At 74.6% G+C, this 22,781-nt stretch carries 25 protein-coding genes; 12 read left to right on the forward strand and 13 right to left on the reverse strand.

The features are described from left to right. The coding region (locus ABZS66_RS48785) for a helix-turn-helix transcriptional regulator (protein ID WP_354769896.1) at positions 1-255 on the forward strand (255 nt) is incomplete at its 5' end. A gap of 25 nt (positions 256-280) precedes the next feature. On the opposite strand, the gene ABZS66_RS48790 is transcribed toward ABZS66_RS48785, so the two are convergent. Continuing rightward, entirely contained in the window at positions 281-823 is a 543-nt protein-coding gene (locus ABZS66_RS48790) for a CGNR zinc finger domain-containing protein (RefSeq protein ID WP_354769897.1), read from the reverse strand. A gap of 77 nt (positions 824-900) precedes the next feature. Between ABZS66_RS48790 and ABZS66_RS48795 the strand changes: the two genes are divergently transcribed. Next, entirely contained in the window at positions 901-1,878 is a 978-nt protein-coding gene (locus ABZS66_RS48795; protein WP_354769898.1) for an EamA family transporter, read from the forward strand. Here the strand turns inward: ABZS66_RS48795 and ABZS66_RS48800 are convergent. Beyond that, entirely contained in the window at positions 1,856-2,521 is a 666-nt protein-coding gene (locus ABZS66_RS48800) for a hypothetical protein (RefSeq protein ID WP_354769899.1), read from the reverse strand. The two genes, ABZS66_RS48795 and ABZS66_RS48800, sit on opposite strands and share 23 nt — an antisense overlap. Beyond that, positions 2,499-3,080, reverse strand: coding sequence for a sigma-70 family RNA polymerase sigma factor (locus tag ABZS66_RS48805; protein ID WP_354769900.1), 582 nt, complete (start codon positions 3,078-3,080; stop codon positions 2,499-2,501). Before ABZS66_RS48805 ends, ABZS66_RS48800 begins: the two co-directional genes overlap by 23 nt. Positions 3,081-3,158: 78 nt before the next feature. Between ABZS66_RS48805 and ABZS66_RS48810 the strand changes: the two genes are divergently transcribed. Further along, the gene (locus ABZS66_RS48810; protein ID WP_354769901.1) at positions 3,159-5,177 is read left to right on the forward strand and encodes a transglycosylase domain-containing protein; all 2,019 of its coding nucleotides are present in this window, start codon (positions 3,159-3,161) and stop codon (positions 5,175-5,177) included. Here the strand turns inward: ABZS66_RS48810 and ABZS66_RS48815 are convergent. Beyond that, positions 5,170-6,762 carry a family 10 glycosylhydrolase gene (locus tag ABZS66_RS48815; RefSeq protein WP_354769902.1) on the reverse strand — a complete coding sequence of 531 codons (1,593 nt, stop codon included), beginning with the start codon at positions 6,760-6,762 and terminating at the stop codon, positions 5,170-5,172. The two genes, ABZS66_RS48810 and ABZS66_RS48815, sit on opposite strands and share 8 nt — an antisense overlap. Positions 6,763-7,012: 250 nt before the next feature. On the opposite strand from ABZS66_RS48815, the gene ABZS66_RS48820 reads away from it, so the two are divergent. Further along, entirely contained in the window at positions 7,013-7,477 is a 465-nt protein-coding gene (locus ABZS66_RS48820) for an NUDIX domain-containing protein (protein ID WP_354769903.1), read from the forward strand. A 3-nt stretch (positions 7,478-7,480) separates the two neighbouring features. Here ABZS66_RS48820 and ABZS66_RS48825 read toward each other — a convergent pair whose 3' ends face one another. The 3 genes from ABZS66_RS48825 to ABZS66_RS48835 all read right to left on the reverse strand — a co-directional run bounded on the left by ABZS66_RS48825 (position 7,481) and on the right by ABZS66_RS48835 (position 8,651). Then, positions 7,481-7,669 carry an antitoxin gene (locus tag ABZS66_RS48825; RefSeq protein ID WP_354769904.1) on the reverse strand — a complete coding sequence of 63 codons (189 nt, stop codon included), beginning with the start codon at positions 7,667-7,669 and terminating at the stop codon, positions 7,481-7,483. Between the two features lie 51 nt (positions 7,670-7,720). After that, positions 7,721-7,918 carry a hypothetical protein gene (locus tag ABZS66_RS48830; RefSeq protein WP_354769905.1) on the reverse strand — a complete coding sequence of 66 codons (198 nt, stop codon included), beginning with the start codon at positions 7,916-7,918 and terminating at the stop codon, positions 7,721-7,723. A 172-nt stretch (positions 7,919-8,090) separates the two neighbouring features. After that, complete coding sequence (locus ABZS66_RS48835; protein ID WP_354769906.1) at positions 8,091-8,651, reverse strand: helix-turn-helix domain-containing protein; 561 nt, start codon at positions 8,649-8,651, stop codon at positions 8,091-8,093. Between the two features lie 108 nt (positions 8,652-8,759). Between ABZS66_RS48835 and ABZS66_RS48840 the strand changes: the two genes are divergently transcribed. From ABZS66_RS48840 to ABZS66_RS48865, 6 genes are all read left to right on the forward strand, one after another. Then, on the forward strand, positions 8,760-10,247 hold the full coding sequence (locus ABZS66_RS48840) for an MFS transporter (RefSeq protein ID WP_354769907.1): 1,488 nt from the start codon (positions 8,760-8,762) through the stop codon (positions 10,245-10,247). Between the two features lie 64 nt (positions 10,248-10,311). Further along, positions 10,312-11,340, forward strand: coding sequence for a YbhN family protein (locus ABZS66_RS48845; RefSeq protein ID WP_354769908.1), 1,029 nt, complete (start codon positions 10,312-10,314; stop codon positions 11,338-11,340). A 29-nt stretch (positions 11,341-11,369) separates the two neighbouring features. Continuing rightward, positions 11,370-11,834, forward strand: a complete 465-nt coding sequence (locus ABZS66_RS48850; protein ID WP_354769909.1) for a DUF4878 domain-containing protein — start codon at positions 11,370-11,372, stop codon at positions 11,832-11,834. Continuing rightward, positions 11,807-12,685 carry a metallophosphoesterase family protein gene (locus tag ABZS66_RS48855; protein ID WP_354769910.1) on the forward strand — a complete coding sequence of 293 codons (879 nt, stop codon included), beginning with the start codon at positions 11,807-11,809 and terminating at the stop codon, positions 12,683-12,685. The genes ABZS66_RS48850 and ABZS66_RS48855 overlap by 28 nt, the downstream gene beginning before the upstream one ends. 46 nt (positions 12,686-12,731) lie before the next feature. After that, entirely contained in the window at positions 12,732-13,646 is a 915-nt protein-coding gene (locus tag ABZS66_RS48860; protein ID WP_354769911.1) for an SDR family oxidoreductase, read from the forward strand. Positions 13,647-13,648: 2 nt separating this feature from the next. Next, positions 13,649-14,626: a YafY family protein gene (locus ABZS66_RS48865; protein WP_354769912.1), complete on the forward strand. Its 978-nt coding sequence runs from the start codon at positions 13,649-13,651 to the stop codon at positions 14,624-14,626. Positions 14,627-14,653: 27 nt separating this feature from the next. On the opposite strand, the gene ABZS66_RS48870 is transcribed toward ABZS66_RS48865, so the two are convergent. From ABZS66_RS48870 to ABZS66_RS48880, 3 genes are read right to left on the reverse strand one after another with little or no spacing between them, the layout of a single operon-like run. Next, positions 14,654-15,547: an LLM class flavin-dependent oxidoreductase gene (locus ABZS66_RS48870; RefSeq protein WP_354769913.1), complete on the reverse strand. Its 894-nt coding sequence runs from the start codon at positions 15,545-15,547 to the stop codon at positions 14,654-14,656. Positions 15,548-15,591: 44 nt separating this feature from the next. Continuing rightward, entirely contained in the window at positions 15,592-16,254 is a 663-nt protein-coding gene (locus ABZS66_RS48875) for a hypothetical protein (protein ID WP_354769914.1), read from the reverse strand. Positions 16,255-16,271: 17 nt separating this feature from the next. Continuing rightward, the gene (locus ABZS66_RS48880; protein ID WP_354769920.1) at positions 16,272-16,781 is read right to left on the reverse strand and encodes a class I SAM-dependent methyltransferase; all 510 of its coding nucleotides are present in this window, start codon (positions 16,779-16,781) and stop codon (positions 16,272-16,274) included. A gap of 281 nt (positions 16,782-17,062) precedes the next feature. Here ABZS66_RS48880 and ABZS66_RS48885 point away from each other — a divergent pair, with 281 nt between their 5' ends. Then, a complete protein-coding gene (locus tag ABZS66_RS48885; RefSeq protein ID WP_354769915.1) occupies positions 17,063-18,106 on the forward strand; it encodes an LLM class flavin-dependent oxidoreductase in 1,044 nt (347 codons plus the stop codon). 3 nt (positions 18,107-18,109) lie between these two features. On the opposite strand, the gene lipB is transcribed toward ABZS66_RS48885, so the two are convergent. Genes lipB through ABZS66_RS48900 form a run of 3 tightly spaced genes read right to left on the reverse strand, consistent with a single transcriptional unit; the run spans position 18,110 to position 20,883 of the window. Further along, positions 18,110-18,745 (reverse strand): lipoyl(octanoyl) transferase LipB, encoded by a 636-nt coding sequence (lipB, locus tag ABZS66_RS48890; protein ID WP_354769916.1) that lies wholly within the window; start codon positions 18,743-18,745, stop codon positions 18,110-18,112. After that, positions 18,714-19,763, reverse strand: coding sequence for a cytochrome P450 (locus ABZS66_RS48895; RefSeq protein WP_354769917.1), 1,050 nt, complete (start codon positions 19,761-19,763; stop codon positions 18,714-18,716). Before ABZS66_RS48895 ends, lipB begins: the two co-directional genes overlap by 32 nt. A 40-nt stretch (positions 19,764-19,803) precedes the next feature. Continuing rightward, positions 19,804-20,883 (reverse strand): AAA family ATPase, encoded by a 1,080-nt coding sequence (locus tag ABZS66_RS48900; protein WP_354769918.1) that lies wholly within the window; start codon positions 20,881-20,883, stop codon positions 19,804-19,806. A gap of 46 nt (positions 20,884-20,929) precedes the next feature. Here ABZS66_RS48900 and ABZS66_RS48905 point away from each other — a divergent pair. Next, on the forward strand, positions 20,930-22,781 hold a 1,852-nt coding region (locus ABZS66_RS48905), incomplete at its 3' end, for a hypothetical protein (protein WP_354769919.1).

Raw genomic sequence — 22,781 nt, forward strand, 5'->3', positions numbered from 1 at the left:
GCCGTGGTCGCCGCCGCCGCGACCGCCCCGCCGGCCGCGTCGGCGCTGGCCGCCCTGGACTCGCGCGACCTGGAGATCCTCGAGCTGCTGGCGCGCGGCCTGCCGGTCTCCCAGGTCGCCGCCCGCCTGTTCCTGGCCCCGAAGACCATCCGCAACCGCCTCTCCGACATGCTGGGCAAGCTGGGCGTGGCGACCCGCGCCGAGGCCCTGGCGCTGGCCCGTGCCAACGGCCTGGGCCCGCCACCCCGCCCCTGACGGGCGCGTCACGGCTTGGTGGGCGTCAGGTGGCGGCGGCCTTGCGGGCCCGGTATGCCGTCACCGCGGCGCGGTTGCCGCAGCCGCCGTCGCAGTAGCGCTTCGAGCGGTTCTTCGACAGGTCGAACACGACGCTGTCGCAGGTGTCCGAGGCGCAGGAGCGCATGCGGGACAGCTCGCCGCCGCGGACCACGTCCACGAAGGCCATCGCCGCCTCCACCGCCATCCTCGTCGCCAGCGGGGCGTCCGTCGGGGTGGCGTGCAGGTGGTACGGGTAGTCGTCGTGCTTGACCAGCTGGGGCAGCGCGTCCGAGTCGCGCAGCATCGCGTTGACCTCGGCCACCAGCGCGTCCTGGTCCAGCTCCCACAGGCGGCGCAGGCGGGTGCGCAGCGCCCGCACCGAGTCCAGCTCCGCCTCCGTGCGCTCGTGGCGGCCGGTCCAGCCCCACTCCGCCAGGAACGCCGTCAACGACGCCACGTCCGGCAACTGGTCACCGTCGTCGCCGTCGGTGTTCGCCAACGCGACGGTGCAGGCCAGGGCCAGCTCCGTGTCATGGGCAAAAACCATCTTGACTCCTGTCAGGGTCGCCGCCTAGTGTCATCAGCGTAATCACCTTTAGCTTATTACAGGCTCGGGAGGCCGTCATGCGTCGCCACCCCACCGCCGGCCTCGGGCTGGCGCTGCTGTCGGCGGTCACGTTCGCCACGTCCGGCACGTTCGCCCGGTCGCTCATCGAGGCCGGGTGGACGGCCGAGGCCGCGGTGGCCGCGCGGGTCGCCGTCGCCGCGATCGTGCTCGCCCCGGCCGCCGTCTGGTCGCTGCGCGGCAAGTGGGGCACGCTGCGCCGCAGCCTCGGCACGGTCGGGCTGTTCGGGCTGCTCGCCGTCGCCGTGGCCCAGGCCGCCTTCTTCAACGCGGTGCAGTACCTGCCGATCGGCGTGGCGCTGCTGCTGGAGTACCTCGGCGTCATCCTCGTCGTCGGCTGGACGTGGCTGGTCCACGGCCAGCGACCCCCCCGGCTCACCGTGGCCGGGGCCGCCGTCGCCGTGGTCGGGCTGGTCTTCGTCCTCGACCTGACCGGCGGCGCCGACCTCGACCCGGTCGGGGTGGCGTGGGGGCTGCTCGCGGCGGTCGGGCTGGCCGGCTACTTCGTGCTCTCGGCCCGCGGCGACGACGGGCTGCCGGGCGTGGCGCTGGCCAGCGCCGGCATGGCGGTCGGGGCCGCGGCGCTGGTCGGCCTCGGCGCGGCGGGCATGTGGGAGCTGCACGCCACGTTCGGTACCGTCGAGTTCGCCGGACATCGGATGAGCTGGATCGTCCCGCTCGCCGGCCTGTCGATCGTGGCGGCCGTGGTGTCCTACGTCGCCGGGATCGGTGCCGCCCGCATCCTCGGCGCCCGGCTGTCGTCGTTCGTCGGGCTGACCGAGGTGATGTTCGCGGTGCTCATCGCCTGGCTGGTGCTCGGCGAGCTGCCCACCGGCGTCCAGTTCGCCGGCGGCGCCCTCATCATCACTGGCGTGGTGCTGGTCCGCATCGACGAGTTCCGCACGCCGCCGGCCACCGCGGACGAGCCGCCCGCGGTGACCGAGCAGCAGCCGGTCAGTACAGCAGCGGGATCGTGACGACCTTCGCGCGGTCGTAGATGACCATGGCGTCGTCGCCGGCACGGACGGCGGCGGCGCCCTCCACGTACCAGAGGTCGTAGGTGTGCCCGGCGACCGCCCCGGGCCAGCCCGCCACGGTGAACGAGAACGGCACGGTGGCGCCGGACGCGGGCGGAACCGGCGTGATCGGCCACACGGTCGCGAAGCCCTCCTCGAACCGGCCGTTGCCCTCGGCGACGTCGACCAGGAACAGCGTCTTCATCGGCAGCGCCGGGCAGTTGGCGCCCTTGCGCAGGCCGACGTCGAAGGTCTTGCCGCGCAGGCCGAGCTCCCAGGCGGCGGCGCACTGCGACGGCATCGGCTTGGGCGCCCCCGTGGCGTCGGCCGTCGCGTCACCCGAGGTCGCCGGCAGCGCACCACCACCACCGGCGGCCCGCAGTCCGAACGCCATGCCGACGAGGACGACCAGGATCGCGGCCGCCACCGCGAACATCGGGACCCGCCGGGGCGCGGGCCTGAGCGGTACCGGCGGATCGATCCGCATCTCGATGAGCGGCGGGTCGGCCCGGCGCAGCACGTCGAGCAGGCCCGCGGTGACGTCCAGGTCACCGCCGGCGTGGTAGGCGCGGCGCACGAGGTCACGCGTGGGGTCGGTCGGCATCGCTGGCCTCCGTCAGGGACTGGTACCGGCGCACGTAGGGCTGCAGCAGGCGCCGCACCTCGGCGACGTGGCTGCGCACCGTGGACTCGGTGATGTCGAGGTAGCTCGCGATCTCCGCGTAGCTGTCGTCGTGCAGGAAGTACAGCAGCGCCACCTGGCGCCGCCGGACCGGCTGGCCGTCGATGAGCGCGCGCACGGCCCGCTCCAGGCTCAGCCGGTCGGCCACCTCGTCGAGCGCCGGGTCGTCGCCGCCGACGCCGCTCTCCTCGGGCAGCGGCGCGAAGCGGGCGCTGACCAGCGCGTGGCGGCGTACGTAGTTCTTCGCGGTGGTGAGCACGTAGGCCCGCCGCTGGGCGTCGTCGAGGTGCGCCAGGCCCGCCCAGCGCTCCAGGATGCGCGCGAAGCTCTCCGCGACCGCCTCCCGGGCCAGGTCGGCGCCCGCGAACGCGGTCATCGCGTGCAGCACGCGGGCCGCGTTGGCCACATAGAACTCGGTGAAGTCGGGCGGCGCGAGGCCGACCTCGTGCGGCTCGACGGACCGTCGCCTGTTGTCGATCATCCACGCTCCCTCGGTCGGCGCCCTGTCCCCAGAGAGAGCGGGCAGCTGCCGATTCTGTCCAGACGGTACGGTGACCCGGTGGCAGACATCGATGCGCCGGTGCTGAGACGGCGTCGCCGGCGGAGGATCCTCATCGCGTCCGGCGTGGCGGTCCTGGTGCTCGCGGGCTGCACGGCGGGGGCCGGCACGTACTACTTCGACCAGGTCGCGCTGCCCGAGGACATCACGATGCCACAGGCGACCACGATCTACTACGCCGACGGCGTGACCCCGATCGCCCGCATCGGCGACACGACCCGCACGGTCATCCCGATCGACCAGATCCCCGACCACGTGCAGAAGGCCGTCGTCGCCGCCGAGGACGACACCTTCTACACCAACGACGGGGCCAACTGGACCGGCCATCCGACGATCAGCCAGCAATACGCCCGGCGCTGGGCCGACCTCGCGGGAGACGGCTACTCGACCAGGGCCCGGGTGGCGGTCATCGCGCTCAAGCTGAACCAGGCGTACGAGAAACCCAAGATCCTCGAGTTGTACCTCAACATCTCCGACTTCGGTCGCGGCGCCCACGGCATCCAGGCGGCGGCGCAGGCGTACTTCGGCAAGGCCGCGAAGGACCTGACGACCGCCGAGGGGATCGTGCTGGCCGGGCTCCTGCGCGACCCGGCCGCCGGCCCGGACCGGGCCCGCTTCGACGCCGTCAAGCGGAGCATGACGAAGCTCGCCTTCCTGAGCGGCGACGTCGCGTACCCGGAGCGGATCCGCACGGCCGACGAGACCCGCGCCGACGCCGACGCGCTCCAGGCCGCGCTGGCCGGCCCGAACGGGCTCGTCGTGCACCACGTCCTCGGCGAGGTCGCGGCGCTCACCGACCCGCGCACCGGCGGGCCGCTCTACGCCGACCGGGCCGACCAGATCCGCAACGGCGGCCTGAGGATCGTCACCACGATCGACCAGCGGGTCCAGGACGCCGCCGTGCAGAGCGCAGGGTCGGTCATGCGGGGCGAGCCGGTCAACCTCCAGGCCGCCCTCGTCGCCGTCGAGCCGGGCACCGGCGCCGTCAAGGCGTACTACGGCGGCGACAACGGCGCCGGCGGCGACTACGCGGGCTCCTACAACGACCCGGTCCTCGGCGACGGCAACGACTCGTGCTGCGGCGGCCACCCGCCGGGCGCCACGTTCGGCGTGTACGCCCTCGCCGCCGGGCTCATCGCCGGCTACCGGACCGACTCGGGCTGGAACGGCGGGTCGCCGCAGCAGTTCGCCGACGGCCGCATCGTGACGAACACCGGCGAGGGCGCCGCGGCCGCGCCCGCCTGCCGCTCCGGCTCGCCGAAGTGGTGCACGCTGGACGAGGCGGCGGTCATGTCGCTCAACACGCCGTTCTACGGCCTCACCGAGGCGGTCGGCGCGGCGAAGGTCATCGACGCGGCCCACGCCGCCGGGGTCACCAGCATGTGGGCGACCGTCGACGGCGTCTCGCGCCGCGTCGACCTGGGGCAGCCCGGCGCGGCGCAGCACTTCGGCAGCGCGGCCGGCATCGGCCAGTACCCGGTGACCGTCCTCGACCAGGCCGCCGGCATGGCGACGTTCGCCGCCCGCGGGCTGGCCGCCCGGACGCACTTCCTCAAGGAGGTCTGGACCGCCGGGAAGAAGACGTACGGCGAGGTCATCCGGACGGTCCGCGTCCCGGGCCTGTCGGAGCGGGTCGCCGACGACGTGAACGCGGTCCTGCAGGGCGTGCCGGTGCGCTACGGCATGGGCCTGGCCGACGGGCGCCCGGTGGCCGGCAAGACCGGGACGTGGCAGCTCGGCCCGACGACCGGCATCGCCCACGCGTGGATGGTCGGGCACACCGCGTCCAACCCCGCGGTGCAGTCACCCGGCCTCGCCGCCGCGGTCTGGGTCGGCAACAAGGCCGAGGAGCGCGCCCTGCTCGACCGGACCGGCCGCCCGGTCACCGGCGTCACGGTCCCCGGCACGCTCTGGCGCACCTTCATGAACGCCGCGCTGACGGCCGTCGCGATGCCGGCCGTCGCCTTCCCGCCGGCGGCCGGCACCGGCGAGAAGACGGTCGGGACCGGGGTCAGATGATGAAGCGGGGCGGGCTCGGCGGGCTCTCGTGCCAGCGCCGGTCGAGCGCCGTCACGACGTAGGTGTACCGCCGGCCCGGCTCGGCCGTCGGGTCGGTGTACGCCGTGCCGCGCACGGTCGCCACGAGGTGCGCGGCGTCGGCGAGGTCGCAGCCGCGCGGGATCGTAACGCCGTCGAAGCGGTACACGCCGAACGAGGTCGACTGGTCGCTGAGGGCCCGCCACCGCAGCTCGGCGCCGGCGGCCGTGCGCTTCGCGTGCGTGACGACCGGGAACAGCATCGGCGTCGCCGGCCCCCAGCTCGGCGGGAACGCCGGGCGGCTGCGGTGCTCGGCGGTGAGCAGGGTCTCGGCGCCGAGCCGGTCGGCCCGCACCTGCACCGCGCTGAAGTGGACGTCGCCGCGCACCTGGGGGTACTGCCGGTTGAACGTCAGGTGCGACGACAGCTCGCCGGGCTCGAACCAGGCCGGCGGCTGCCCGGCGGCGGCCACCTTGTAGTCGGCCTGCCCGATGTACAGCTGGACGTCCGTCCCGGCAACGACACCCGCCCACCAGGGCACGAGCTTGGCGTAGTCGGCGACGGCGAAGCCGATGTTCCAGTACACCTGGGGCACGATGTAGTCGATCCAGCCCTCCTTGACCCACTTGCGCGTGTCGGCGAAGTTGGCGTCGTAGGACTGCGTGCCGTTGGTCTCGGAGCCGAGCGGGTCGGCGGCCTGGTTGCGCCAGATCCCGAACGGGCTCACCCCGAAGCGCACCCACGGCTTCACGGCGTGGACCCGCTGGTCCATCTCCTGGATGAGCAGGTCGATGTTGTGGCGGCGCCAGTCCGCCTTGCTCTGGAAGCCGCCGCCGTACCGCGCGAAGGTCGCCTCGTCGCCGAAGTCCTGCCCGGCGGCCGGGTACGGGTAGAAGTAGTCGTCGAAGTGCACGCCGTCGACGTCGTACCGGGTGACGGCGTCCATGATGGCGTCCTGCACCCAGGCGCGGGCCTCGGGGATGCCCGGGTCGAAGTAGAGCCGCCCGGCCGCGTTGCCGACCGGGTAGGGGACGGCCCACTCCGGGTGCTCGACCAGCGGGCTGTTCGCGGGGAGGTTGCTCAGGTCGGTCCCGGCCCCGCCGGGCGCGGGCATGCTGGCCCGGTACGGGTTGAACCAGGCGTGGAACTCGAGGTTGCGTTCGTGGGCCTTCCGGACGAGATACTCCAGGGGGTCCCAGCCGGGGTCCTGCCCCGCGACCCCGGTCAGGTACTGCGACCAGGGCTCGTAGGCTGACGGCCAGAACGCGTCGGCGTGCGGCCGGACCTGGACGATCACGGCGTTGAACCCGTTCGCGACGGCGAGGTCGAGCCATCCGTCGTACTCGGCCTTGACCTCACGCTCCGGCTTCCCGGGCGCGCTGGGCCAGTCGATGTTGACGACGCTCGCGATCCACATGGCGCGCATCTGGTACTTCGGGGTCGCCGGGCTGACGACACAGTCGCTCCCGGCGTTGCCGGCCGCTACCGCACCACCGCCGCCCGGCACGACGGCGACGGCCGCCACGACGACGCTCACGACGAGGCTTCGGACAACTCGCCACAACACGGCACCACCTCCATGTTGAAACATTCCCACCATTGAATAGCTTCGGTTGGCAAGTTTCAACACCCGGACAGGTCCCGCCAACAATTACCAAGCCACGGCGCCGACGGCCCTCATGATCGAGGGAAACTTCTGGTCGCTGGGACAGCCACATGTTTCCCTGGATCATGGACGGCCCGAAGCGGGATCACGGCTGCAGCAACCGGCTCGGCCGGGGATGGGTGTGCGGTGGTGGTCGGTAGGGTCGGGGGCCGTGGAGACTCGTCACCGGCCCGCGGCCCGGATCGTCTGCCTCGACCGTGGGGAGCGGGTGCTGCTGATGAACTGGCAGGACCCGGCCGACGGGAGCCGGCTGTGGGAGCCGCCCGGTGGCGGGATCGACCCCGGTGAGACGCCGCTGCAGGCCGCGCGGCGGGAGCTCGTCGAGGAGACCGGGCTCGACCCGGCCGCGGTCGGGGAGCGCTTCGTCGCCGTCGAGCGGGACGTGCGGTGGAACGGGAAGCGGTTCGTCGGCGAGGAGCAGTTCTTCCTCGCCCGGTTCGACGCCGACCGGCCGCGGCTCGCGCGGGCCGGGCTGCTGCCCGACGAGCAGGTCAACCTGCAGGACCACGCCTGGGTCGGGCCCGGTGAGCTGGCCGCCCTGCCGGACCGGCTGGAGCCGCCCGGCCTCGCCGCGGTGATCGCCGCGCTCGCGCCGGGCAGCGCCTGGTCGGCCTGAGGCTCAGGGCCGGCGGGTCGAGTCGCCCTCGCCGGTGTGTTCCTGCGCCGCGTCGACGGCCTTGTCGATGTGGTCGCTGTACTTGTTGCCGGTCCGTTCGTCGATCTGGTCGCCGACCTTCTCCAGCGCCGCGTCGACCTTGTCGTCGTGCTGGTCGGCGAGGTCCTTCACCTTGTCGAAGAAGCTGTTCATCGGTTCACCGTACCCGGCTGCGACGCCGAAGAAGGGGGAGCGGCACGCGGCTCAGGCGGACAGTGCCGGGTCCAGCGCGTGGCGCGGATGGTGCGGCTCGACGGCGTCGGCCACCGCGCGGGCGGCGTCGAACGCCGGGCACGGCGCGACGTGCCCGCAGGCGGGGCAGGTCCCGCCGGCGTCGGCGTGCCGGTCGAGCATCTCGGCGGCGGTGCGGGCGAGGACGCTGCCGGGTCGGACGAGGTACACGTGCGGGCTCCTTGTTCGGTTCCGTGGACGCGCCCCGCAATGCCCGGCGGTACCGCCGCGAAACAAACGTCACCCTCCTCCGGGCCGGGTGAAATCAGTGGTGCCGGCGGCGTCGCAGGAGACACCCCCGGGGCCATCCCGGGCGTTCCCGGCGCGGCGGGAGCGGGTTCCGTCAGGGCTTGAGCAGCGCCTCGATCATGTCGCGCAGCGGGCCGGTGAGGGCCTCCTCGCTCACACCGGCGAGCGGCTGCAGGCCGGACCGGCGCAGCAGCACGAGGCCGGCGGTCGCGGCGAGGACCAGCTGCGCCTGGAGCAGGCGCCCGGGGTCGCCGGCGGCCGCGGCGAGCCGCTCGCTGTAGCCGCGCAGGACGCCGAGGCGGATCTGCTCGGCCCGCTCGTCGCCGGAGGAGCGCAGCAGGAGCAGCAGCTGGTACGGCCGCTGCGGCCCGGCCCGGCCGACGATCTGGGCGGCGATGGCCGCCGGGGCGGCGTCGAGGGACGCCTCGCCGGGGGAGCGGCGCAGCTCGTCGCCGGCCTTCGTCAGGCAGGCGGTGAACAGGCCCTCCTTCGACTCGAAGTACCGGCTGACCAGGGCGACGTTGACGCCGGCGTCGTCGGCGACGTCCCGCAGCCGGGTCGCCGCGTAGCCGTCGCGGGTGAACCGGACGAGGGCGGCGTCGAGCAGCAGGCGCCGGGTCCGGTCGGCGTCGCGGCGGCGCGGGCTGAGTTCCACCCGCACCAGGGTATCGAGGCCGCCGGTGTGATGTAAACCGCTGTTGACTTCACCGGATCGCCGCGGCTACGGTTCAAGTCAACAATCGTTTACTTGAGGGGTAACACCGTGTCACAGAACGTCACGGAGGCGCGCTCCGGGCGCCATGCCAACAGCACCCTCGTCGTGCTGTTCCTGTCGCTCGGCGGCCTCGCGTTCGCGGTGCTCCAGTCGCTGGTCGCGCCGGCGCTGCCGATCATCGCCCGCGACCTCGAGGCCTCCACGGGCGACATCAGCTGGATCCTGACCGCGTACCTGCTGTCCGCCTCGGTGCTGACCCCGATCCTCGGCCGCCTCGGCGACATGGTCGGCAAGCGCAAGGTCATGCTCGTCGTCCTGGTGCTGCTGGCCGCCGGCACCCTGCTGGCCGCCCTGGCCCCGAACCTGACGGTGCTCATCGTCGCCCGCGCCCTGCAGGGTGCGGCGGGCGCCATCATGCCGCTGTCGATCGGCATCGTCCGCGACGAGCTGCCGCGCGAGCGGGTCGGCGTGACCGTCGGCCTGCTCTCGGCGATCTTCGGCATCGGCGCCGGCGTCGGCATCGTGGCCGCCGGCCCGATCGTCGACCACCTCTCCTGGCACTGGCTGTTCTGGTTCCCGCTCGTCATCGTCGCCGTCGCGCTCGCCGGCGTGTACTTCGGCGTGCCCGAGTCGCCGGTGCGCACGCCCGGCCGCCTCGACGTGGTCGGCGCGGCGATCCTGTCGGTGTCGCTGGTCGCGCTGCTGCTGGCGATCAGCAAGGGCCGCGAGTGGGGCTGGGACAGCACCGAGACCGTCGGCCTGCTCGCCCTCGGTGTCGTCGCACTGATCGTGTTCGTCGTCGTCGAGCTGCGGGTGCGCGAGCCGCTCGTCGACATCCGGCTCATGGCGCTGCGCGGCGTGTGGGCGACCAACCTGGTCGCGCTCATCTTCGGCTTCGCCATGTTCGGCACGTTCGTGCTCGTCCCGACCCTGCTCGAGCTGCCCGCAGCGACCGGCTACGGCTTCGGCAAGACGGTCTCCGAGGCCGGCCTGTTCCTGCTGCCGACGACCCTGATGATGCTGGTGTTCGGCCCGCTCGCCGGCCTGCTCGACCGCCGCTTCGGGCCGAAGGTGCCGATGACCCTCGGCGCGATCGCGGTCACCGCCGCCTTCGCCCTGCCGGCCGTCGGGCACGGCGAGCTGTGGCAGATCCTGGTCTCCGGCCTGCTCACCGGTGCCGGCATCGGCCTGGCGTTCGCGGCGATGTCCAACGCGATCATCGAGAGCGTCCCCGCCACGCACACCGGCGAGGCGGCCAGCGTCAACACCATCGCGCGGACGATCGGCAGCAGCATCGGTACCGCCGTCATCGCCGCGGTCATCGCGTCCAACACGACACCGCAGGGGCTGCCGACCGACGACGCCTTCACCGAGGGCTTCTGGCTCTGCGCGGGCGTGGCCGTGCTCGGCATCGTGGCCGCGCTCATCCTGCCCTCGGCGCGCCGGCGCCACCAGCAGGCGGTCGAGGCGGGCGTCGAGGACCTCCCGCCGGAGCCGGAGGGCCTGCACCACCACGCGCACGCGCGCACCAGCTGACCGCAAGGATTCCCGGGGCCGTGGGCGAACGCCCGCGGCCCCGCGTCGCGACAGGACACCGCCCATGACCGCCCGCCGCTGGCTGCGGCCCGCCGCTGTCGCCGTCGTCGCGGCCGTACTCGCCGTCGAGGTCCGCTTCGGCTGGCCGGCACTCACCGGGGCGCTCGCGCAGCTGCGCACCCCGCACCCCGGCTGGCTGCTCGTCGCGGTCGGCGCGGCCCTCGCCTCGATGCGCGCCTACGCGTCGATGCAGGGCCGCCTGCTGCGCTCCGCCGGCGTCCGCGTGCCGATGGCCCAGCAGCTCGCCCTCGCCTACGCGGCGCACTCGCTGAGCGTCACCCTGCCGGGCGGCCCCGCGTTCTCGACCGGCCTCAACTACCGGCAGATGCGCCGGTTCGGCGCCAGCCCGGCCGTCACGTCGTGGTGCATCGCGCTGTCCGGACTGCTGTCCGCCGCCGCCCTGGCCGTGATCACCGCGGCCGGGGCGGTCACCGCCCACGGCGCCCCGCGCTGGCCGGCCCTGGCCGCGCTCGCCGCCGCCGTCGCCCTCGCCACCGCCGGGGTGCGGCGCCTGGCCCGCACCCCCGACGCCCTCGCCCCGGTGCTCGCCGTCGTGAACCGGGTCCGCCGCCGCCCGCCCGGCCACGGCGCCGACCGGCTCGCCGAGTTCCTCGGCCAGCTGCGGGCCACCCGGCTCACCCCGGCCCACGCCACCGTCGCGGCCGGCTACGCGCTGCTCAACTGGCTGCTCGACGCGGCCTGCCTGTGGCTGTGCCTGCACGCGGTGGCCGGTGGCGTCGGACCCGGCCGGCTGCTGCTCGCCTACTGCGCCGGGATGGCCGCCGGTACCGTGACGATCGTCCCCGCCGGCCTCGGCATCATCGACGGCGCCCTGGTCCTGGGCCTCACCACGGCCGGCGCGGCCACCTCCGCCGCGGTCGCCGGCGTCGTGCTGTACCGCCTGGTGAGCTTCGGCTTCATCATCGCCCTCGGCTGGCTCGCGCTGCTGCTCATCCGCCGCCGCGAGTCCACAAAGGATGGTCCACTCCACCGTTCGGCGCATTCCGGGGAGCACCGGCCGGCGGTACCCTGAGCCCGCTCGATCAACGCGGGGAGGGGCCGATGGCGTACGGGTCGTACCAGGTGCCCCAGGCGCCGCCGCAGCGCAACCGGACGCTGCGCACCGTCCTCATCGTGGTCGGCGCGGTGCTCGCCGTCTGCTGCGTGGGCGGCGTCGTCGGCGGCTACTTCCTGTTCCGCAACGTGAAGGACGCGATCGGGCCGGTCCGGGTCGCCGCCGAGGCGTTCGTCACGCAGCTCGAGGCGGGCAACACCGACGCCGCCTACGACTCGCTCTGCGAGGGGACCCGCAAGCAATACACGCGCGACGCCTTCGCCGACGGCGTGTCCAAGCAGCCGAAGATCCGTTCCCACACGATCCAGGGCGTCTTCGTCAACACCTACAACGGCCGTACGACCGGCACCGTCACCATGCAGCTGACCCTCGACACCGGCTTCACGGACCAGCACACGTTCGTCCTCCTGAAGGAGAGCGACACGTGGAAGGTCTGCGGCCAGCCGTACTGATGCTGATCGCGTTCGTCGGGGACGTCCACGGGCGGGTGCTGCACGCGTTCGCCGCGCTGCTGACGCTGCAGCGGCGGCGGGGCGTCGCGCTCGACGCCGTCGTGCAGGTCGGCGACCTCGGCGCGTACCCCGGCCCGGAGCGGATGGACGCGCCCAGCCGGCGCTTCCTCGCCGAGCACCCCGCCGAGGGCGACTTCTTCCGGCTGCTCGACCCGGACCCCGCGCTGGCCGCGGCCGTCACGGAAGCCCTGAAGCACCTGCCCCCGATGCACTTCGTCAGCGGCAACCACGAGGACTTCGAGTTCCTCGCCGCGATCGGCGGCGGCCCGGTCGACCCGCTGGGCGCCGTCCGGCACGTCCCCGACGGCACGGTCGCCGAGCTGGCCGGGCAGCGGGTCGCGTTCCTCGGGCGGGTGGAGGAGCCGGGGTACATGGACCTCGACCCGGACGCCCTCGGCACACTCCTCGCCGCACCGCCGGGCAGCGCCGACATCCTCGTCACGCACGACGGGCCGCACGGGCTGTGCACCGACTGGCAGGGCACGACGCGGGGGTCGCCGAAGCTCGCCGCGCTCATCGACCACCTCCAGCCGGCGCTGCACGTGAGCGGGCACTACCACCACCCGAACGGCCCCCGCCACTACGGCCGGACCGTCTCGTACGCGCTGTCCGAGCTGGTGTACCCGCGGCGGAACCGGCGCCGGCCCGAGCACGACAACCCGCGGCAGCAGGTCATGGCGGGCGCGATCGGGCTGTACGACACCGGGACGGGAGCCTTCGAGCTGATCGACGACGACTGGCTCGCCGACGTCCACGGCGACCACCTCGACCTGGCGACGTTTCTGAACTGACCCAGACTGACATCGGTTGTCAGGGTTTGCTGGCACCGTTGCCGGCATGACCACACCACTGAGCGGGAAGGTGGCGCTCGTCGCGGGCGCCACGCGCGGGGCCGGGCGGCAGATCGCCGTGCAGCTCGGGGCCTGCGGGGCCACCGTGTACTGCACCGGCCGCACCACCCGCACCCAGCCGTCCGCCTACCAGCGCCCGGAGACCATCGAGGACACCGCCGACCTGGTGACCGCGGCCGGCGGTACCGGCATCGCGATCCAGGCCGACCACCTCGACCCGGCCCAGGTCCGGGCGGTCGTCGAGCGGATCGACCGCGAGCACGGGCGGCTCGACGTGCTCGTCAACGACGTCTGGGGCGGCGAGGGCAGCTTCGCCTGGGACAAGTCGCTCTGGGAGGACGACCTCGAGCGCGGCCTGAAGCTGCTGCGCGGGCAGGTCGAGACCCACATCGTCACCAGCCACGCCGCCCTGCCGCTGCTCACGCGCCGGCCCGGGGGCCTGGTCGTCGAGATGACCGACGGTACCGCCGAGTACAACGCCCAGCGGTACCGGGTCAGCTTCTTCTATGACCTGGCGAAGGCGTCCGTGCTGCGGATGGCCTTCGCGCTCGCCCACGAGCTGGGGCCGCGCGGGGGCACGGCGGTCGCGCTCACGCCGGGGTGGCTGCGCTCCGAGCTGATGCTGGAGCACTACGGCGTCACCGAGGACAACTGGCGCGACGGCGCCGCCAAGGAGCCGCACTTCGTCATGTCGGAGTCGCCGGTCTACGTCGGGCGGGCCGTCGCCGCCCTCGCCGCCGACCCCGACGTGGCCCGATGGAACGGCAGGTCGCTGTCCAGCGCCGGGCTGGCCCGCGAGTACGGGTTCACCGACGCCGACGGCAGCCGGCCCGACTGGTGGCGCTACGACGAGGAGGTCGTCACGCCGGGTCGCCCGGCCGACCCCGCGGGCTACCGTTAGCCGTGCGCGTCTCCCGGCTCATCTCGCTCGTGCTGCTGCTGCAGGCCGGCGGCCCGCGCACGGCCGCCGAGCTGGCCGCCGAGCTGGAGGTGTCGGAGCGCACGATCTACCGTGACGTGCTGGCCCTGTCCGCGGCGGGCGTGCCCGTCTACGCGGAGCAGGGCCGCGCCGGCGGCTACCGGCTGCTCGACGGCTACCGCACCCGGCTCAACGGCCTCAGCCGGGCCGAGGCCGAGGCCCTGTTCCTGTCCGGGCTGCCCGGCCCGGCCCGCGACATGGGCCTCGGCGAGGCCCTCGCGGCGGCCGAGCTGAAGGTCGCCGCCGCCCTGCCCGGCACCCTGCGCCAGGCGTCGGCGAGCGCCCGGCAGCGCTTCCACCTCGACGCCCCCGGCTGGTTCCGCGACGCCGACCCGCCACCGCTGCTCGCCGCCCTGGCCCGGGCCGTCTGGGAGGATCACGAGCTGACCGTCGCCTACGCCGCCAAGTCCGGCGCCGTGACCCGCACGGTCGAGCCGCTCGGCCTGGTCCTGAAGAACGGCATCTGGTACCTCGTGGGCCGCGTCGGCGCGACCCCGCGCACGTACCGCGTGGACCGCGTCCGCTCGGCGTCGCAGACCGGCGCCCGCTTCGCCCGCGACGAGTCGTTCGACCTGGCGTCGTTCTGGTCGGAGCAGGCGGCCGGCTTCGAACGCGCCCTGCTGTCGGAGACGGTGACGGTCCGGCTCAGCGAGGCCGGCCGCCGTCACCTGCGCCATGCCGTCGAGCCCCTGGCCTGCCGTGCGGCCCTGGAGTCCGCGACCGACCCGGACGCGGACGGCTGGGTGACGGTGACCCTGCCGTCGGAGTCGGTCCGGGTCGCGCACTCCCAGCTGCTGTCGCTGGGCCCGGAGGCCGAGGTGCTGTCCCCACCGGAGCTGCGGGCCCTGATGGCCGACTCGGCGGTCCGCCTGGCCACCCTGTACGGCGGCGGCGCCGGGTAGCCCCCGGCCGGGGCCGCTCCGGGCAGTTCACGTCAGCGCGGCCCGGACGGCGGGGACCACCTCGTTCGCCCAGCGGGCCAGGGTCGCCTCGTCCGGGGTACCGCCGGACGGAGAGAACAGGATGAAACCGCCCGCGGCGTGGTCGCGGACGGCGCCGGTGAGCTCCTCGACCCACTGGGCCACGGAGCCGCCGAGCCAGCGGCCGTCCCGGTCGCGCGGGTGGTCCACCGGCCGGTCGGTGATCCGGCCGGGGAGGTTGAACACGGTGCGGACCTCGCGCGGGTCCCTCCCCGCAGCCGTCGCGGCCGCGTCGACGACCGGGCGTGACTCGCGGTACCGCCGGCTGCGCCAATCGGCCGCGTGGCCCGGGATCCAGCCGTCGGCCGCGCGGCCCGTCGCGGCCAGGGAGCGCGGGCCGACCGAGCCGGTCCACACCGGCGGCGCGGCGACCGGGGCGGGCTCGATGTCGCGCACCCGGTAGTAGGGCCCGTCGTGGGTCACCGGCGGTCCGCCGCCGGACAGCCGCCGGACCAGCCCGATCGCCTCCTCCATCGCGTCGACGGCCTGCCCGGGCGTCAGCCGGTCCACGCCGAGGTCGGCGATGCGGTCCCACAGCCCGCCGGCGCCCATCCCGAGCACGATCCGCCCGCCGGACAGCGCCGACAGGGTGGTGACCGCGCGGGCCAGCAGCGGCGCCGGGCGGGACGGCAGGTTGGTAACGTTGGCCAGCCCGGCGATGCGGGTGGTGCCGCCGAGCGCGAAGCCGATGGTGGCGTACGCGTCGAGCCGCGCGCCGAGGTACGGATGGTCGGAGAGCGAGAACAGGTCGAGCCCGTCCTCGTCCGCCCGCCGCACCATGCGCAGCAGCGCCGCCCGCTCGTCGATCCGGCTGTGCGCCCCGAACCCGAAGATCACGTCCATGGCCTCGACCATGCCGGTGCGGGCCGCGCGCGGGGAGACCGGGCCTATCCTGGTACCGCCGGGGATACCCGCAGGACCGCTTCGTCCCGCTCGACGCGGTCGCGCCAGGCGTCGACGTCGACGCTCGTGCCGTCCTCGCCCAGGACCTCGGCGACGACCAGCTCGGACAGGGGCCGCTCGGGGTCGGGGTCCTCGACGTCGCCGTCCAGCCCGATGTACGCCGGGGCGACCAGGCGGGTCCTGGTCGTGCCGGCGACCAGGTCGGGGGCGAACTCGTCGTCGAGGACCATGACCGTGGCCCGCAGGTCGCCGTGGACCATGACCAGCTTCTCGGTCATCGTGCCGCCGAACGTGCGGGCGTCGAGGTCGCCGAGGACCAGCAGCTTCGGGTCGCAGCCGAAGAACACGTCACCGACCCGCAGCCGGCCCAGCACGATCAGCGCCTGCGCGCCGTCGTCCTCGTCGACGAGGTTGCCGTCGATCGTGAGGTCGCCGTCGACGACGTACCCGGTCGCGGGCTCCGCCGTGGCGCCCGCGCCCCACGGGGTCCGCTCGTGGTCGTTGAGCGACAGCGTCCCGCCGACCGTGGCGGGGCCGGGGACGAGGATGTACTCCTCGTCGTACAGGTTACGGTAGGTCGACTCCGGCAGCCCGCGCCGCTCGAACAGCGCGACGGCCTCGTCCCAGGACAGGTAGCTGGTAGGCACGGCGCACCGTACCAGGGTCAGCGGACGCTGAGGATCGCCACCAGGAAGTCCGACGCCGGGGTGAACGGCCGCAGGTCCCACGTGCCCAGGAGCTGGTCGGGCGTCAGGCCGGCCGTCGCGGCGTCGCCGAGGAAGACGTCGAAGTCGTACCCCCGGCCGGCACCGAACCCGGTCACCACCCGCCCGCCCGGCGCGAGGTGCGCCGCACACCGGCGCAGCACCTCCACCCGCGTGCCCGGCGCGAGGAACGTCAGCACGTTGCCGGCGCTGACCACGACGTCGAACCGCTCGGCCAGGTCCACGTCGGCGAGGTCGCCGACCAGGTACCGCGGCCCGGGATAATCCTGGCGCGCCGCCGCGATGAGCTCCGGGTCGAGGTCGACCCCGACGACGTCGTGCCCGGCGGCGGCCAGCACCCCGGCGACCCGCCCGCTGCCGCACCCGGCATCGAGGATCCGCGCCTTGCGCGGCACCATGGCGTCGATGAGCCGCGCCTCGCCGGCCAGGTCGTCCCCGCGCTCGGCCATCGCCCGGAACCGCTCGATGTACCACCGCGAGTGCCCCGGGTCCTCAGCGATCTTCCGCAGCCAGAGATTCTCCGCATCCCCCACCATGCAGACTCTAGTGCGGCGCGGGCCCCGCCGGATCATGACCGTGACCAGACCCACGGACGCCTCACCGGCCAACGAAAGCGCTGCCGGCCGCTCGCCGATGTCGGTGTGCGATACGCACCTGAAAGTGCGTATCGCGTGCCGGGAATCAGCGGCCCGGTGTCGGTGCTCCTGCCGGGAAACGACGGGAGATCGGGATGAAGTTCCTGGCCAGCACGCTGCTCGCGGGGGCCGCGGCGCCGGTGACCGAACGGGACCGGTTCGCGGAGGCGGTGGACCTCGCGGTGTGGGCGGAGCGTCTGGGTTACGACGCGTTCGGGCTGGGCCAGCGGCACAGCCCCGCGTTCCTCTCGTCGTCGCCGGCGGTGACCCTGGCCCACATCGCGGCGCGGACCAGCCGCATCCGCCTGATGACGACCGTTGCCGTGCTGTCCCTGGCCGATCCGGTCCGGGCGGCCGAGGACTACGCCACCCTGGACCAGCTCAGCGACGGCCGGCTCGACCTGGTCATCGGCAAGGGTAACGACCCCGCGTCGCCCCGCGCGTTCGGCGTGCCGGAGGCGCAGCTGTGGGACCGCCTCGAGGAGGGCTACGAGCTGCTGCGCCGGCTCTGGCGTGAGGACGACGTGACCTGGACCGGCCGGTTCCGCCCGCCGCTGTCCGGGGTGACGGTCCGGCCGAAGCCGCTGCAGCGGCCCGCGCCGCGGGTCTGGCACGGCTCGGCGACCAGCGAGCGGTCGGTCGACCTGGCGGCGAAGTGGGGCGATCCGCTGTACTCGGCCAACGGCTTCCGCCCCGCCGGCACGTACCTCGCCCTCGTCGAGCGGTACCGGGAGCGCCTCGCCGCCCACGGCCACGACCCGTCCCGCGCGCTGGTCGGCGTCGGCGCGCATGCCCCGGTGGTCACCAGCCGCTCCCAGGACGCCTACGCGATCGCCCGGCCCGCGTTCGAGGCGTTCCGCCGCTCCGCGGTGGCCGCGGCCAACGGGTTCCCCTACGACAGCCTGGAGGACTTCGTCGAGCGGGGCTCGGCGCTGGTCGGCAGCCCCGGCCAGGTCACCGCGAAGCTGCTCGACCTGCACCGGCGGTTCGGCAACCAGCTCTTCGGCGTGGGGGTCGAGGGGTTCTTCGTCCCCGACCCGGCCGCCGCCCGCGAGCACCTGGAGCGGTTCTTCGCCGAGGTCGTGCCGGTCGTGCGGGCCGAGGCCCCGACCCCGGACTGGCTGCCCGTCACGCCGTGACGGTCACGCGGCGCCGAGGCGGCTTGCCACCGCGTCGCGGACCTCGGCGTCCGTCGGGGTCCGCACGTCCGCCGCGTCGGCCATGCGACGCAGCGACGTCATCGTGACGCCGTCCAGGCGGCAGGCCACGAAGCGGTCGTACACGCCCAGGTCGGAGTCGACGTTGACGGCGAAGCCGTGGCTGGTGACGCCGCCGCGGATGCGCATGCCGATCGACACCAGCTTGTGGTGCTCGGGGGTCCACACGCCGACGAGGGAGTCGCCGCCCTTCGGGGTCTCCCGCCGTACCGTGGGAAAACCGAGATCCGCGAACGCCTCGATCAGGGCCTGCTCGAGCCAGCGGACCACGTCGCCCGGGCCGCGTTCACGCAGGTTGATGACGAGATAGCCGACCAGCTGGCCCGGGCCGTGATACGTCGCGTGGCCGCCCCGGTCGACCTCGACCAGGTCCAGGGAGCCGTCCTGCGGCAGGTCCGCGGCCGGGGTGTGCCGGCCGTACGTGACCACCGGTGGGTGGCTGAGCAGGAACAGCCGGTCGGGGGCGGTGCCGGCCTGCCGCTCGGCGACCCAGCCGCGCATCGCCTCGATCGCCGGGCCGTACGCGACCTCACCCAGGTCCACCCGCATGATGTCCGCCATCCGTCCATCCTGCCGCGCCGGGGACCGCGACCGGGAGCCGGGCCGGGGCGTGGACGATCGGGTCGTGGCTGCGCCAGGTGATCGGTCCGGCCAGGGCCAGCCGCGGGAACGCCTCCCGGAGCGCGGCCAGCGCGGCCGCCGCCGTCAGGCGGGTCAGGGCGGCGCCGGGGCAGTAGTGCGGGCCGAGGCCGAACGACAGGTGCGGGTTGGGGGAGCGGTCCGGGTCGAAGCGGTCCGGGTCGGGGAAGCGGGCCGGGTCGCGGTTCGCCCGGGCGGTCATCACGACCAGCTCGGTGCCGGGCTCGACCGCGACGCCGGACAGCGTCGCCGGGCGGGTGGCGCGGCGCAGGACGCCGAGGACCGGCGGGACCAGGCGGGCGGCCTCCTCCACGGTGCCCGGACGGGTCGCCTGGGCGGCCCAGCGGGACGGCTCCTCCAGCAGGAGGTGGATCGCGTTCGCGATGAGGTTCTGCGTGGTCTCGACGCCGGCGAACAGCAGCATCAGGCTGTGTGCGCCGGCCGTGTCGTCGTCGTGCGGCCAGGCGGCGCGCAGCGCCCGGGGTACCGGCGCGAGATCGGCACCCGAGGTGAGCTGGTCGCGCATCGCCCGGGTCGCCGCCGCCATCGCCGCCAGGCCGGCCTCGCGGGCCACCGGGTCGCGCGCGTCGGCGTCGGCCCGGTCGAGGGCCCGGGCGCGGGCGAGGAACGCCTCGGTCTCGGCGCCGGGCGGGCACAGCAGGCCCGCGATCACCCGCGCGGCGAGCGGGTGGGCGAAGTCGGTCAGCGCGTCGAACGACGCCGGCGGCAGCTGCGTGACCAGCCGGCGGGCCAGGTCACCGACGTCGGGCGCGGTGCGCAGGGCGCGGGTCACCGGGGCCCGCTCGGCCGTGTGCCGCGGCGGGTCCTGGAAGAACAGCCACCGGGCCGACCAGTCGGTGAACCCGGCGAGCCGTGAGCGGTCCCGCGGCGGCACCCGCGGGACGACGGCCGAGGAGAACGTGGCCGGGTCGCGCAGCACCGCCGTGACGTCGGCGTGGGACGTGACGACCCAGCGGCCCCTATCCCAGTACAGCGTCCACCGCCTCGACGGCGGCGGCGAAGCGCTCGTCGTGGTCGCCGAGGAGCAGGACGTACGGGCGGCCGAGGCGGTGCAGCTCGCGCTTCCACGCGGCGGCGAACTCGGCCCGTTCCGCCGGGCGGTCCTTGCTGTGGTGGCCGGTGAACGGCAGGTCGTCGGCGGCGAGCAGGTACAGGTCGGCGGTCTCCCGCTCGGCGGCCTCCCGCAGCCACTGCGGGGACGTCTGGTACAGCCGCTCGCTCCACAACCGCAGCGCGAGCAGGCCGGTGTCGCAGAACAGCGCGCGGCTGGCCCGCCGCGCCAGCCGCTCCTCGGTGGCACGCTGCATGTGCGCGACCCGGGACACCAGGTCGGCCGACAGGTTGTTGGGGCCGTCGAACTCGCGGGCGGCCTCCGGGACCCACATGGTCCCGTAGTGCTCGGCGAGCCGCTTGGCGAGGGTCGTCTTGCCGGTGGACTCGGCGCCGACGATCCGGACCCGCTTGGCGTACCAGGCTCGCACCGGCGGCGGCAGGTACCGCTCCGAGCCCCACGGGTCCGCCCGCACCTTCGTGCCGGACACCGGGATCGCGTACGGGTTGACGAGGATCATCCTGGCCCCGAGCCGCTGCAGGAAGTCGTGGCCGTAGGACGCGCCGGCGACCAGGTAGTCGGGCCGCACGTGGGCGAGGATACGTTCGGCCCACGGCGCGTCGGCCTCGATCGGGGCGACGGACACGGTCGGGAACAGCTCGGTCAGCCAGTCCCGCCGGACCTCCCACGGCACCGGGTCGTCCGCGCCCTTGCTCACGAAGACCCAGACGTTCGGCGCGTGGGCCTGGGCGATCTCGATGATGTACCGGTGGCCGTCGTGGACCGGCAGGAACCGGCCGGGGACGATGGCGGTGGTGTCGCCGCCGCCCGGCGGCGGCCCGAACTGCTCCGGGGTGAAGGCGGCCAGCCGCTGCTGCAGGGCCTTCGCGGCGGCGGCGTCCAGCTCCTGCGTCGTGGGCGGGTCGTCGTCGTAGTAGGCGAAGCTCGACCCGTACCAAGCCATCGGAGCCATCGGCGTCGTGGTCATCCCGGCAGGATAAGCCCGGCTTGCCACCGTGACCGATGCTGATGGGGTGGACGACGTCGCCGCGCTGGACGCGCTGGAGGCACTGCTGGCCTCTGCCGAGGACCCTGATGCAGCGGTACTGCAACAGCTGTCCGGCCTCGCCGACGACCTGGACGACGAGGCGCTGGCCATCGCGCTCGCGGCCGCGGCCGTGCGGGCCGACCCGGACGACGCCGAGGCCCGCCACGGCTACGCCCTGCTGCTGGCCCGGCGGCACCGCCTGCGGGCCGCCCTCGACGTGCTCGCCAAGCTGCCCGCCGGCGCGGACCGGGACCCCTGGCCGCTCACCGCGGCGTTCCGTGCCCGGGGCCTGCCGATCCTCGCCCTCGACCACGGCGGCTACCTCGGCCGGCTCGAGCGGTTGCGGCTGTGGCTCGCCGGCGGCGTGGTCGGCCGCGATCGCCGCCGCCGGGCCGAGCAGACGATCGTCGACGCGCTGCCCGCCGACCCGCTTCCGGCGGTGGTACCGCCGGTGCCCGCACTGCTGGCCCGCGCGGCGGACCTCGTCGCGTACCACCGGCACCGGCCGCGGGCGTCGCCGGACGCTGCGATCGGGGTCCGGGCGCGGGCCGCCGAGCTGGAGCTGCCCGACGCCGCGGCCGCCCTGCTGCGGGCCGCTCACGGGGCCGACCCCGACGACCTCCCCACCGTCCTCGCGCTGCTGCGCGTCCTGTACGGGCGCCACCGCGAGTCCCTCGCCGTCATCGACGCGCTCCCGCCGGCCGACCGGCACCACGACGCGGTCCGCTCCGCCGAGGCCGACATCCGGGCCCGGATGGGCCTGCCGGCCACCGCGCTCGCGGCCCTCGGCGACCAGCGCGCCCTGGACGACTGGGACCGCAGCCTCCACCGCCGGCTGTGGTGGCGCACCGGCGGCCCGCTGTGGTTCGTCCGCCGCCGGATGCTGCGCCACGAGGAGCAGGTCCTCGCCGACTGGGAGTGGCGGGCACTGCGGCTCGAAGCCTTCGACGCGCCGGGCTGGCCGGCCGACTTCGACCCGGCGCCGATCCGGGCCGTGCTCGACGGGTTCCACCTGACCTGGGCCCGGTCCGTCGCGTCGTGGTGGCGCCGGGAGTACCTGGCCGGCCGGGCCGCCACCTGGACCGGCCTGGCCTCGGCGGGCGTCGCGCTCACCGTCGTGGCCCGCGAACTGTTCGCCACCGGCTGGGCGCCGGCCGCCGGCCTCGGCGCCGCCACCGCCGCCGTCGTCGTGCTGGTCTGGCGGCAGCCGTTCCGGCGGCTCATCACCGGTGCCGGCGTGGCGGCGATGCTCGTCCGCGCGGTCCCAGCCTGCCTGGTCGTCGGCACCGCCGGTCTGCTCGCCTGGCGGGTGGGCGGGGCCTGGCCGCGCTTCGGCGGCGCCGCGCTGCTCACGCTCGTCGGGCTGGCGCTGCTGCGCACGGCGTTCGTCGGCCCGGTCCGCCTGTCCGGCGCGTACCGGGACTCGCGCCTGTGGCGGTACAACCCCCGCGAGGAGATCATCGACGAGCTGCTCGACGTCCTGCACGGCGTCGCCGCCCCGGGGGCGCGGGCCGACCTCGACCGCCGGCGGTCCTGGATCCTGTCGCTGGAGCGGGCGGCGACCCGGGTCGAGGGCGGCTTCGTGGCCGGCTTCGGCCTGCGGGACACCGAGACGGCGGCCTGGGCCGCCGACCGCGCCGCGGGCGCCGCCGCCGGGCTGCGCCGGCTGCAGCGGCAGGTGCTGGTCCCGGCCGGCGGCACGTGGAGCCTGCTGGCCCGCACGCTGCGCCGGGAGATTGTCGCGCTGGCCACCGGCAACCTCGCCGACCTGGTCCGGGCGGCGCCGCCGGCGACGGCGCCCGCCCCGGTGCCCGGCCGCCGGGCCACCGCGGTGCGGG

The sequence above is a fragment of the Dactylosporangium sp. NPDC005572 genome (assembly GCF_040605515.1).
GTDB lineage: Bacteria > Actinomycetota > Actinomycetes > Mycobacteriales > Micromonosporaceae > Dactylosporangium.

Bases quoted from the DNA above. Each gene is read 5' to 3' on its own strand.
- ABZS66_RS48795 (WP_354769898.1), top strand. From the start codon at position 901: ATGCGTCGCCACCCCACCGCCGGCCTCGGGCTGGCGCTGCTGTCGGCG.
- ABZS66_RS48805 (WP_354769900.1), bottom strand. From the start codon at position 3,080: ATGATCGACAACAGGCGACGGTCCGTCGAGCCGCACGAGGTCGGCCTC.
- ABZS66_RS48845 (WP_354769908.1), top strand. From the start codon at position 10,312: ATGACCGCCCGCCGCTGGCTGCGGCCCGCCGCTGTCGCCGTCGTCGCG.
- ABZS66_RS48790 (WP_354769897.1), bottom strand. From the start codon at position 823: ATGGTTTTTGCCCATGACACGGAGCTGGCCCTGGCCTGCACCGTCGCG.
- ABZS66_RS48850 (WP_354769909.1), top strand. From the start codon at position 11,370: ATGGCGTACGGGTCGTACCAGGTGCCCCAGGCGCCGCCGCAGCGCAAC.
- ABZS66_RS48870 (WP_354769913.1), bottom strand. From the start codon at position 15,547: ATGGACGTGATCTTCGGGTTCGGGGCGCACAGCCGGATCGACGAGCGG.
- ABZS66_RS48860 (WP_354769911.1), top strand. From the start codon at position 12,732: ATGACCACACCACTGAGCGGGAAGGTGGCGCTCGTCGCGGGCGCCACG.
- ABZS66_RS48885 (WP_354769915.1), top strand. From the start codon at position 17,063: ATGAAGTTCCTGGCCAGCACGCTGCTCGCGGGGGCCGCGGCGCCGGTG.
- ABZS66_RS48825 (WP_354769904.1), bottom strand. From the start codon at position 7,669: ATGAACAGCTTCTTCGACAAGGTGAAGGACCTCGCCGACCAGCACGAC.
- lipB (WP_354769916.1), bottom strand. From the start codon at position 18,745: ATGGCGGACATCATGCGGGTGGACCTGGGTGAGGTCGCGTACGGCCCG.
- ABZS66_RS48880 (WP_354769920.1), bottom strand. From the start codon at position 16,781: ATGGCCGAGCGCGGGGACGACCTGGCCGGCGAGGCGCGGCTCATCGAC.
- ABZS66_RS48800 (WP_354769899.1), bottom strand. From the start codon at position 2,521: ATGCCGACCGACCCCACGCGTGACCTCGTGCGCCGCGCCTACCACGCC.
- ABZS66_RS48900 (WP_354769918.1), bottom strand. From the start codon at position 20,883: ATGACCACGACGCCGATGGCTCCGATGGCTTGGTACGGGTCGAGCTTC.